Annotated in this window: 12 protein-coding genes; 8 read left to right on the plus strand and 4 right to left on the minus strand. The window is 67.4% G+C overall.

All coding sequences use genetic code 11. The annotated features are described in order from the left end of the window. The coding region (locus HUK82_RS11935) for a hypothetical protein (protein ID WP_176614176.1) at positions 1–419 on the minus strand (419 nt) is incomplete at its 3' end. A gap of 327 nt (positions 420–746) precedes the next feature. On the opposite strand from HUK82_RS11935, the gene HUK82_RS11940 reads away from it, so the two are divergent. The 4 genes from HUK82_RS11940 to HUK82_RS11955 all read left to right on the plus strand — a co-directional run bounded on the left by HUK82_RS11940 (position 747) and on the right by HUK82_RS11955 (position 4,718). Next, complete coding sequence (locus tag HUK82_RS11940; protein WP_176614177.1) at positions 747–1,814, plus strand: nucleoside hydrolase; 1,068 nt, start codon at positions 747–749, stop codon at positions 1,812–1,814. Then, positions 1,814–3,238, plus strand: a complete 1,425-nt coding sequence (locus HUK82_RS11945; RefSeq protein ID WP_176614178.1) for an amidohydrolase family protein — start codon at positions 1,814–1,816, stop codon at positions 3,236–3,238. Before HUK82_RS11940 ends, HUK82_RS11945 begins: the two co-directional genes overlap by 1 nt. Positions 3,239–3,317: 79 nt before the next feature. Next, positions 3,318–4,109 carry an SDR family NAD(P)-dependent oxidoreductase gene (locus HUK82_RS11950; RefSeq protein WP_176614179.1) on the plus strand — a complete coding sequence of 264 codons (792 nt, stop codon included), beginning with the start codon at positions 3,318–3,320 and terminating at the stop codon, positions 4,107–4,109. Positions 4,110–4,208: 99 nt separating this feature from the next. Beyond that, positions 4,209–4,718, plus strand: coding sequence for a GNAT family N-acetyltransferase (locus HUK82_RS11955; RefSeq protein WP_176614180.1), 510 nt, complete (start codon positions 4,209–4,211; stop codon positions 4,716–4,718). On the opposite strand, the gene mntR is transcribed toward HUK82_RS11955, so the two are convergent. Then, the gene (mntR, locus tag HUK82_RS11960) at positions 4,678–5,178 is read right to left on the minus strand and encodes a manganese-binding transcriptional regulator MntR (protein WP_176614181.1); all 501 of its coding nucleotides are present in this window, start codon (positions 5,176–5,178) and stop codon (positions 4,678–4,680) included. The genes HUK82_RS11955 and mntR overlap by 41 nt on opposite strands. 137 nt (positions 5,179–5,315) lie before the next feature. Between mntR and grxB the strand changes: the two genes are divergently transcribed. Both grxB and HUK82_RS11970 read left to right on the plus strand, forming a co-directional pair. Beyond that, complete coding sequence (gene grxB / locus HUK82_RS11965; protein WP_176614182.1) at positions 5,316–5,963, plus strand: glutaredoxin 2; 648 nt, start codon at positions 5,316–5,318, stop codon at positions 5,961–5,963. 61 nt (positions 5,964–6,024) lie between these two features. Then, entirely contained in the window at positions 6,025–7,221 is a 1,197-nt protein-coding gene (locus tag HUK82_RS11970; RefSeq protein WP_176614186.1) for an outer membrane beta-barrel protein, read from the plus strand. 49 nt (positions 7,222–7,270) lie between these two features. On the opposite strand, the gene HUK82_RS11975 is transcribed toward HUK82_RS11970, so the two are convergent. Then, on the minus strand, positions 7,271–7,795 hold the full coding sequence (locus tag HUK82_RS11975) for a hypothetical protein (protein WP_176614183.1): 525 nt from the start codon (positions 7,793–7,795) through the stop codon (positions 7,271–7,273). 185 nt (positions 7,796–7,980) lie between these two features. Here HUK82_RS11975 and HUK82_RS11980 point away from each other — a divergent pair, with 185 nt between their 5' ends. Then, positions 7,981–8,208, plus strand: a complete 228-nt coding sequence (locus HUK82_RS11980; RefSeq protein ID WP_176614184.1) for a DUF3126 family protein — start codon at positions 7,981–7,983, stop codon at positions 8,206–8,208. 44 nt (positions 8,209–8,252) lie between these two features. Here HUK82_RS11980 and HUK82_RS11985 read toward each other — a convergent pair whose 3' ends face one another. Next, positions 8,253–8,855 (minus strand): DUF2939 domain-containing protein, encoded by a 603-nt coding sequence (locus tag HUK82_RS11985; protein WP_176614185.1) that lies wholly within the window; start codon positions 8,853–8,855, stop codon positions 8,253–8,255. A gap of 281 nt (positions 8,856–9,136) precedes the next feature. On the opposite strand from HUK82_RS11985, the gene HUK82_RS11990 reads away from it, so the two are divergent. Then, complete coding sequence (locus HUK82_RS11990) at positions 9,137–9,934, plus strand: HesA/MoeB/ThiF family protein (protein ID WP_176614187.1); 798 nt, start codon at positions 9,137–9,139, stop codon at positions 9,932–9,934. Positions 9,935–10,053 lie beyond the last annotated feature (119 nt).

Here is a 10,053-nt window from a genome sequence, read left to right on the forward strand (position 1 = left end):
GGGCGGTCACGCAGGGCCGGAGGGGGGGCGCGCGGCTGGCCGGGGCGCGCACGGATGCCGTAGGCGATCATGGAGAGCGCCGGCATCGCGACGCCGTCCGCCGTCAGAAACGCCGCGATATGCAGCAGCGGGCAGAGCGGGCACCCACCGTCGTCATGCGAATGGTCATGATGCGGCATGCCGGGGTGGGTCATGGCGGCGGCCATGGCGCGCATGCCGCTCATGCCCGGCATGGCGTCCATTGGCGCCGGGGCCGCGATGTCGATGCCGGTCAGATGCCGAAGCGCCGCGCGTGGCGTGGCGCCCGGCGTCGCGTCGGTCTGCAACGCGATCTGGCCCAGAAAGCCGATCAGGATCGTGAGGACGACAAGCCAGCGGCCGGTTCCCGGTCGTGTCGCGCGGGCAGTTCGCAGTGTCATCTCGGGCCGATCGGCGTCCCTCCCTCCGTGTCTTCACGGCACGGTGAGGAAAGGCTTACCGGGTTGGGGACGCCAAATCCACCCCTGCCGACGCCGCGCCTCGGGCCGGTGTGCCCTGCACGACCCGGGAGGGGCCGGTCATCGTCGCATGCGGGACCCGTCGAGCGGGGACCTCTCCGTCGGGGCTCCCCCGTTCGGATCCCGGCGAAAGTGAGGCGTTCCTGACCGTTCGGACAAAGTCCTGTTCAGATACGGTATGGCAATGATACAGCGGACATGCGCATGCCCGGTATGTGTCGTCTTACCTTCTGGCCCGAGGAGCCCCCCATGTCGTTTGCCCGAAGACGATTTCTGAGCGGCAGCGCCGCGCTTGCGGGCACGCTGCTCGGCCGCACCCGCGCGCATGCCCAGGCCGCATGGACGGTGCTGGGCACGCCTGTGGACTCGGTGGCGTGGTTGCGTGATGTGCGGCGCGTGATCATCGACACCGATCCAGGCACCGACGATCTTCTGGCGATCATGATGATGCTGGGGGCACGCACCATCGTGACAGAGGCGGTGACCGTCACGCCGGGCAATATCGGGTACGATCAGGAGGTGCGGAACGCGCTGTGGCTGGCGCAGACGCTGACGGACGGTCGGGTGCCCGTCTATCGCGGTATCGATCATCCGTTGATGAACCGCCCCTATCCGGTGGCGGGGTTTATCCACGGGCGTTACGGCTTTGGCGATATGGTCGTGCCGGAGGTGGCGCTGCGGCCCGGGCCGGAACACGCGGCGACGGCGATCGTACGGATCGTCTCGGCGCACCCGGGGGAGGTCGTGCTGCTGGCGTTGGGCGGTCTGTCCAACATCGCGCTGGCGCTGCTGCTTGACCCGTCGATCGCCCGCAAGGCCCGGGGCATCGTGATGGTCGGCGGCCGGTATGAGGGAATCGGCACGCCGGTCAGTTTCAACGCCATGGTCGATCCGGAGGCCGCCGATATCGTGCTGCGTTCGGGCCTGCCGATCGTGATGACCGGCGATCTGGGGCGGACCGTAATGCTGACCCAGGCCGATTTTGACCATATTCGCGGATTCAACACCGACAAGAGCCGTATTTTCCTGGAGTCCAATGCCGGTCGACTCGCGTTCGAGACGACGAAGCGTCACAAGCCCGGCGCGACCTATGCCGACCCGTTCGCGGCCTCCCTCGTGCTTGCCCCAGCGGTGGCGCAGGCATTTGAAGCCGTGCACATGACGGTCGAACTCAGCGGCACCGAAACCCGTGGCGCGTACGTGTTCGGTGGCACGCATATCTACACCGGCGACGCGCTGCCGCCCAACGTGGTCGTCTGTACCCGGGCATCGGCCGACATGTTTCGCGACACGGTTTTCAAGGCGTTGCAGTCCTGATGCGGGCCTGTGTCCGGGCCGTGATCGCCACCCTGCTCGCGGTGGTGCCGCTGCGGGCACAGGCGGCGTGCCACGTGACGCGCGGTGGGGCGGAGACCCTGATCCGGGCGACCATTCTTCTGCCCGACCGCACGCTCGATCCGGGTGAGGTGCGGGTCGACGCGCGGGGACGCATCGCCTGTGTCGGGGCACGGTGCGCGGCCTCGCCGGCCGCCACGCGAATTACGTGCGACGACGCCGTGCTGTCCCCGGGTTTTATCAATACGCACGACCATCTGGACTTCGACGACACGCCGCCGCGCCCCGATCATGGCGAGCGGTTTGCGCACCGGCACGAATGGCGCAAGGGTCTGGACGGGCACAGGGCGCTGGCGGATTTCACACCCAACCGGAACCCGCTGTCGCTGAGCTGGACGGAGCTGCGGTTTCTGTTGGGCGGTACCACCGCGACCGTGGGCGAGCGCATGGCGCCCGGCCTGCTGCGCAATCTCGATTTTGCCGAGGGTCTGGAAGGACTTTCGATCACCCCTGTCACGTATGACATTTTTCCGCTCGACGACTCTGCGGGCATCATGCGCACGCGGGATTGCAATTACGGTCCGCACCCTGCCACGCGCGCCAGTGTCGCCCGGGGTGGCGCGTTTCTCGCCCATGTCGCCGAAGGGCGCGACGAGGCCGCGCGCAACGAATTTCGCTGCGAGAGTTCGACGTCCTACGACACGAGTCCGCAACCCGGCGGGGGCGGCACCAGTCACGACTGGCTGATGCCGCAGGCGACGCTGATCCACGCCGTCGCGCTGACACCGGCCGATCTGGATCGTGTCGCCGCGCGCGGCGCGCGGCTGGTCTGGTCGCCGCGCAGCAACCTGTCGCTGTATGGAACGACGATGGACGTTCTGGGCGCGCGTGCGCGCGGTATTCCCGTGGCACTGGGATCGGACTGGCTGCCGTCGGGTTCGATGAACCTCAATCGGGAACTGTCCTGTGCGCGTCAGTATGATCACGATCACCTGCATGATGCGATCGATGACACATCGTTGTGGCGCATGGTCACGTCCGACGCCGCCCGCGTCGCGGGCGCGGAGCACGAGATCGGCAGCATTGCGCCCGGCCTGCAGGCTGATCTGGTGCTGTTCGACGATCCGCATCATGCGGGCGTGCATACGGTGGTGCGGGCCGGCCCACAGGACATGCTTCTGGTCATGCGCGGCGGCCGGGTGGTGCTGGGGCGGGCGGCCCTGATCGCCGCGCTGTCGGACCGGTGCGAGCGTTTCGACGCCGCGACGCAGACGTATGCGCTCTGCCCCGAGGCGGGACAGGCGACGATCGCCGCGATGCAGGCCTATGCCGCCGGTCACGCGCTTTATCCGCTGGCCTTCGACGCAGCGCCCCCGAACGAGCCCGCCTGCCGGACGACGCCGTAAGCGCGGCCGAAACTGATCGGGTCGCGCGGGGTTATGGCCTCTGAACGCCGCCTATCGTCCAGGAAAGTCATCGAGCCTTATGCGTGCACATACCATCCTGATCACCGGCGCGGCGTCGGGGATCGGTCGCGGGCTTGCGGGCCGACTGTCGCGCCACGGGCGCAGCCTCCATCTGATGGACCGGGACGCGGCGGGGCTGGCCGAAACCGCGCGCGCCTGTGTCCGGCACGGTGCGACTGTTGACACGCGTGTTCAGGACGTGCGCGACGCGGACGCGCTGCGCGACTGGATCGCGGAGTGTGGCCCGATCGACCTGGCCTTCGTCTGCGCGGGCGTCACCGGCGGCATCCCGGCATCGGACCGGCGCGAATCCGACGCGCAGGTGCGGACCATCCTGTCGATCAACGTCGACGGTGTGCTCAACACGCTCCTGCCGCTGCTCGACGTCATGCGGGGGCAGGCGGTGTTCGACGGCGTGCGCGGGCGGATCTGCGTGATGTCGTCGGTGGCCGGCCTGGTGTCCTATCCCGGCACGCCGGCCTATTGCGCCTCCAAGGCGGCGGTGGACCGGTTCGTGGTAGCAAGTGCCGCGATGGCGCGTCGGGACGGGATTGTTCTGAACAGCGTGTGCTGCGGTTTCGTAAAGACGCCGATGGTGGCGGCGAACGCCTTCGCCATGCCCGGCCTGTGCCCGGTCGAGACGGCCGTGACGCGTATCCTGCGTGGGGTTGCGCGCGGACAGCGGCGCACCGTGTTCCCATGGTGGCTGGTCGCGGGGTCGCGGCTGCTGGACCTGCTGCCGCCCCGGGTCGCGGAGATGTATTATCTCAACCAGCCGACGGGTGCCGCCGGGACCATGCCGACCTGGTGAGGTCGGCCGCTGCGGTGCCCGGTCCGTGCGGCGGAAAAGCCCTTGCCGACAGGCGCGTCTGGGACAGTATGGTGCCTGATCTGGCAAAAGGGGCCGACCATGCATGTGCGCGACGCCGGGGTGGGCGATCTTGCGACGATCCTCGCGATCTACAACGACGCCGTTCGTGGCTCGACTGCCGTGTTTTCCGATCAGGAAACGACGCTGGCTGCCCGCGCGGCGTGGCTTGCCGAGCGTCAGGGGCGCGGTTTTCCGGTTCTGGTCGCCGAACGGGACGGCGCTGTTCTCGGCTTTGCCACGTTCGGTGATTTCCGTGCGTGGCCCGGCTATCGGCATACGGTCGAACACTCGGTCTATGTTCAGGACCATGCGCGGGGCGCGGGCGTGGGACAGGCGTTGATGCACGGCCTGATCGAGCGCGCGCAGGCGCAGGGGCATCATGTGATGGTGGCGGGCATCGAGGCGTCGAACGCGCCGTCGATCCGGCTGCACGAACGGCTGGGGTTCGAACGCGCCGGTCTCCTGCGGGAGGTGGGTACGAAATTCGGCTGCTGGCTGGATCTGGTGTTTATGCAGAAGGTTCTGGCGCCGGGTCGAGCGCCTGAATGAACGCCTCCAGCCCGCCGTCAAGGGTGCGTCGGAAGGCCGCCAGCGTTTCCCGCCCGACATAATGCTCGATGCCCTCGGCGTCGATGCGTGCCTGCTCCGCGCTGATGCCGAGCGCGCGGAGAAAGTCCTCCACCACGCGATGGCGGGTCTGGGCGTCGCGCGCCATCCGCTCGCCCGCGTCGGTCAGAAAGATGCCGCGATAGGGTTTGCGCTGCACCAGTCCGTCCTGCGCCAGACGGCCGAGCATCTTCGCCACGGTCGGCTGCGACACGCCCAGCCGGGAGGCGATATCGACCTGCCGGGCTTCACGCCCCTCGGCCAGCAGATCGGCGATCAGCTCCACATAGTCCTCGACCAGCACGTTCCGCCGTGCCGCGCGGTTGGCGCGGAACCCTTCGGACTGTGTCTCCACGTCGGGCATCGACGCGGCGCGGCTGCGGGATCGTCTGGGTTGCTCCATGCTCTGTCGTGTCTCCGTCCGTTGTCTTTATGCCCGGAGGAATAACGTATGCCCGACGTTTCATCCAGTGGCGGGCGGCCTTGCCCGGCGCCCGGCACGCGGCCTAGGGTGCCGCGATCACGTCAGGGAGAGCGCTCATGGACAGGACGCTGTTCGTTTACCGACACTGCCCGTTTTGCATCAAGGCGTGGATGATCTTCGGCCTGAAGAAGCTGCCGGTGACGGTGGTCACGCTGCTGAACGACGACGAGGCCACGCCGATCGGCATGATCGGGCGCAAGGTCGTGCCCATCCTGGAGGAAGACGGCCGCTTCATGGGGGAGAGCATGGACATCGTCCGGCATGTCGATGCGCTGGACGCGCCGGTGCTGACCGGTGCGGTCAATCCGGCCGTGGCCGCGTGGATCGCGGGCGTCAGTGGCGTGCTGTATCGTCAGGCTCTGCCCCGGATCGCGATGGCGCCGCTGCCCGAATTCGCCACGACCGGCGCGCGCGCCTATTTCACACGCAACAAGGAATCGCACGACCTCCCTTTCGGCGCTGTTCTGGCGGGGGACGCCGAGGCGCTCGCGGTCCTGCAGGCTGCACTCGACGCGCTGGAGCCCCTGATACAGGACCCGGCCGCCGTGAACGGCGATTTGTCGACCGACGATATCCATCTGTTCGCCGCGCTGCACAGCCTGTCGATCGTCGCGGGTTTGACCTATCCCGCAACGGTGGAGGCATACCGACGCACCATGGCGCGGCGCTGCGGGGTGGCGTTGATGGACACGTTGGCGGCCTGAGGGTGTGAACACGCGGCGGTCCGGGCGGTTGGCAGGGCGCGCGGTGGCGTGGCTGCTCGGCATGATGGCGTTTGCCGCGACGGTGCCGCGCCACGCGCACGCCGCATCGTCGGTCGGGGTGTCGTGGTGGGACGCCGTTACCGTCGGCGCGCAGATCGAAGGCGGGATCAGCGCCAATCCGGCCCGGCCCGCCAATGGCGTAAATTTCGGTGCGCTGTTCGGGGATCGCGCCAACCAGCCGCAGCTCGACCAGATCACCGTGACGGTGGCGCGCCCCATCGACGAGACGCGGGCGGCTTATCAGGTCGGCTTTCTGCTGCGTGGCTTGTACGGCGCGGACGGACGCTACTTCAATATCGCGGGGGTGTCCGATCATGCGCTGACCGGCCGGTATCAGGTGGTACCGGTGCAGGCCCACATAGACCTGCATCTGCCGTGGCTGAGCGCCCATGGTCTGGACGTGCAGACGGGCATACTGGCGGCCCCGATGGGCATCGAGACGCTCGATCCCGCCACGCGCCCCTTCTACACCCTTGCCTACACGACCGAGTTCTCGACACCCTTCGAACATGTCGGCACGATGGCGCAGTGGCATCTGGACGACGGTCTGGACGTGCTGTTCGGCGTCGACACCGGCAATCAGGTCTCGTTCGGGGGCGGCGATAACAACCGCGCCGCGGCGGGCTATTTCGGTCTGGGCGCGCCGTCGCTGGCCGGGGGGCGGCTGGCGGTCGTCTATCTGGGGCGGGTGGGGCCGGAGGACGCCGTGCGCGCCCTGGGCTCTTCCGCCAATCACGCCCAGCGTTTCTGGAACGATCTGAACCTGACCTGGCATGCGACCGACCGCCTGATCCTGACCGGGGAGTTCAACGTCCTGCATGACGAGGGGCTGAGGGCCGACACCGTCAGTGTCGTAAGCTTCGCCAGCTACAGCCTGACACCGACGCTCAGCCTGAATTATCGTGGCGAGATCTTTCGCGACAGCACCGGCCTGATCGTGACCGGGTTCCTGTCGGACGACGCCTATATGCGCGCCGTTCGCGGCCTGCCCGCCGACACCCAGAACGCGCCGGCCACGACCTATGGCGCGCTGACCCTCGGGGTGGATTGGCATCCGGCGGTCAGACACGGCGTCCAGCACTTCAGGCTGCGGCCCGAAATCCGCTTCGATCGGTCGCTAAACGGAACGCGGCCGTTTAATGACCTGCGCGATACGGGCATGTTCACCTTCGGGCTGGACGCGATCGTCGGGTTCTGACGCGTGACGATCGGTGGGGGGCGGGCGCATCGTGCTGTGCGCCCGGGCCTCAGCGACCTTGCAGGGCGCGCAGACAATCCTGGGCGCGTTCCTCGTCGCGGATATCATGAAGCGACTCGACCGCGCGTATCGCCCGGAACCGCGCGGCCGGCGTCAGGTCATGGCGGCGGCATACGGCGCCCCCGCCGAACACCGTTCCGTTTTTCGGATCGAGCGTCGCGACGATGTCCCGCGTGCGAGTCGGCAGCGCATGTCGCATTGCGGCGCGAAGGGGTTCGACCTCGGCCTCCGGCACATAGGGCTGGAGAGCCGGAAGAAGCGCGATCCAGTTCTTCCACCCGGCACTGACGGCGCGTCGTAAGCGCAGCCAGCCGGCGTCCTTGTCCAGAAAGCGCGCCGTTGCCTCGGCGCCGTCGCTGTCCAGGCGCTGCGCGATCATGCGCGCGTTAAGGGGTGTCGTGGCTTCCACCGTGATGGTGGGCGCGCTGTGGGCAAAACGCAGACAGGCGGTCGCCGGCAGCAGGGCGAGGCCGAAGACCACCGCCAGTTCCAGGGTGCGTTTGTGTCGGGGCAAGGGAACTCCGTATCGCGGGGCAGCGCATGGATGATCAGGGTCACGGAAAAAAAAGGCGACGCCGTGGCGTCCGTGCGACGCATGGTTGCGGCACATGACCCAGATGCTTATAGCGGGCGACGATGAAGGGGGCGCGCTGCGCGTTACCCCGTCCAGTCCATCGCTACTCCGGGAGTTGTTGAAACATGAGCGCCATCTCAGCGTCGGAAATCGCACGCCTTCAGGTGTCACTGCGCCGGCTCCTCGGGTCTCCGGCCCTGACCGTGAAGGCGCCGCCACGCGCGGGCCTGTCCGTGGAGATCGCCGTGAATGAAGAGGTCATCGGCACGGTCCACCGCGACGAGGACGAGGGCGAGATCTCCTACGCCATCCACATCACGCTGCTCGAGGAAGATCTTCCGCCCGCGAAGTAAGGGGGCATTGCCTCCGCCCGGCCTTCCGCCGGGCGGAGCCGCCGTCAGGCGTGCGAAGGAGCGGCCGAGGCTTCCATGAGCGGCGTGGACGCGGGTGCGGGCTCAACGGCCCTCGGGAATGCCACGTCGGTGACCTTCCAGTGCCAGCTCTGAATCTTCATGGTGATCCGCAGCGGGGTCTCGTGCAGGTGGCCCGGGAGGCGGATGTCGGCCTCGAACGTCGACGGCGACAGGAAGTGGGCGTGCGCATGGCGCAGCAGGGCGAAGCGGTCCGCTGACGCTACGGCACCGTCATCGGTGGTATCGGGTCCGATATCGGGCATCGTCTGGTCGACGATGGCAGGCAGGTTGACCGGCGTCACGGCCACGTCGACGGCGTTCGAGACAGCGGTGCGGGCGAAGGATGAACCGAAATCCGGCAACTCGTCGCGCGCCGGGCGCAGAATAGAGCCCAACGCCTGCTGCTTGATCGAGCCGTTGAGCGCGCGCCAGTTGATTTCATGCGACAACGTGGCGGAATCGCGGGTCTGCATCGCATGGCAGACGGACCACAATGTTGCGAACGGTGACGCAACGAACAGACTTGCGCCGCACATGACAGACAGGAGGCTGAGCTTCAGGGCGTTGCAACGCTCGCCACAGCTCATGGCTGGCACTTGATTTTTCGCAATCATCGAACTGATGTCAGACGTGAGCAAAATCACCCTCCATAATGTGTGGATCATAATCGCACGCAGGGCAGCCTTGCAGCGGAATCATCATGAATGTCACATATATCACGAAGTTGTGAACTCAAGAACGGCGCCTGCGCCTCATTTCTGAGCCATTCGGGAGCCTACGCGGGCCGCGCCGGATGGTTCAGCCCCCTCTCCAACCCTTTTTTCCCTTCGGACGGCTTGGCGGCCGTCCGCCGCGCGACGGGAGTGCGCTGATGCTTGACTTCACCGAGGACGAGATCCAGCGCTACGCGCGCCATATCCTGCTGCCGGAGGTCGGGGCCGAGGGGCAGGCGCGCCTGCGCGACGCGCGCGTCCTGATCGTGGGCGCGGGCGGTCTGGGCTCACCCGTGGCGCTCTATCTCGCCGCGGCGGGCGTCGGGCATATCGGGCTGATCGATGACGACCGGCTGGAGCTGTCAAATCTTCAGCGTCAGGTCATGCACACGACCGGGCGCGTGGGGATGCCCAAGGTCCTGTCGGCGGTGGAGGCGCTTCATGCGCTGAATCCCGGCGTGGTCGTCGAGGCGCTGGACCAGCGTCTTGATCGCGACAATGGCGAGGCGCTGATTGCCGGGTATGACCTTGTGTGTGACGGGTGCGACAATTTCGCCACGCGCTATATCGTCGCGGACGCGTGCGTGGCGACCCGGCGTACGCTGGTCTCGGCCTCCGTGCTGCGGTTCGAGGGGCAGTTATCGACCTTTCGCCCGCACAGGGGTGGCCCCTGCTACCGATGCCTGTATCCGGCGGCCCCCCCGGACGATCTGGCGCCGTCCTGCGCGCAGGCGGGTGTGTTCGGGGCCGTGACTGGCGTGATGGGCACGTTGCAGGCAACCGAGGCGTTGAAGGAACTGCTGGGCATCGGCACGTCGATGGCCGGCAGGTTGTTGTTGTGGAATGCGTTGCGGATGTCGTTCCACACCATAACCCTGCAACCCGATCCCGCTTGTCCGGTGTGCCACGGCGTAGGCGCGACGACGGCCGTTGCCGAGGGGACGCACGCGTGAGTGGCGAGGCGACGGCGGGCCTGGGGATTCTGCTGGCCGATGGCGGTTTCGCGCGCGCGCATTTCGCGATGATCCTGGCGGCAGGCGCCGTGGCGGTTGGGCGGCCGGTCGTGCTGTTT

Source organism: Ameyamaea chiangmaiensis (genome assembly GCF_013376175.1).
GTDB lineage: Bacteria > Pseudomonadota > Alphaproteobacteria > Acetobacterales > Acetobacteraceae > Ameyamaea > Ameyamaea chiangmaiensis.

Bases quoted from the DNA above. Each gene is read 5' to 3' on its own strand.
- HUK82_RS11940 (WP_176614177.1), top strand. From the start codon at position 747: ATGTCGTTTGCCCGAAGACGATTTCTGAGCGGCAGCGCCGCGCTTGCG.
- HUK82_RS11945 (WP_176614178.1), top strand. From the start codon at position 1,814: ATGCGGGCCTGTGTCCGGGCCGTGATCGCCACCCTGCTCGCGGTGGTG.
- HUK82_RS11950 (WP_176614179.1), top strand. From the start codon at position 3,318: ATGCGTGCACATACCATCCTGATCACCGGCGCGGCGTCGGGGATCGGT.
- HUK82_RS11955 (WP_176614180.1), top strand. From the start codon at position 4,209: ATGCATGTGCGCGACGCCGGGGTGGGCGATCTTGCGACGATCCTCGCG.
- mntR (WP_176614181.1), bottom strand. From the start codon at position 5,178: ATGGAGCAACCCAGACGATCCCGCAGCCGCGCCGCGTCGATGCCCGAC.
- grxB (WP_176614182.1), top strand. From the start codon at position 5,316: ATGGACAGGACGCTGTTCGTTTACCGACACTGCCCGTTTTGCATCAAG.
- HUK82_RS11970 (WP_176614186.1), top strand. From the start codon at position 6,025: ATGATGGCGTTTGCCGCGACGGTGCCGCGCCACGCGCACGCCGCATCG.
- HUK82_RS11980 (WP_176614184.1), top strand. From the start codon at position 7,981: ATGAGCGCCATCTCAGCGTCGGAAATCGCACGCCTTCAGGTGTCACTG.
- HUK82_RS11985 (WP_176614185.1), bottom strand. From the start codon at position 8,855: ATGAGCTGTGGCGAGCGTTGCAACGCCCTGAAGCTCAGCCTCCTGTCT.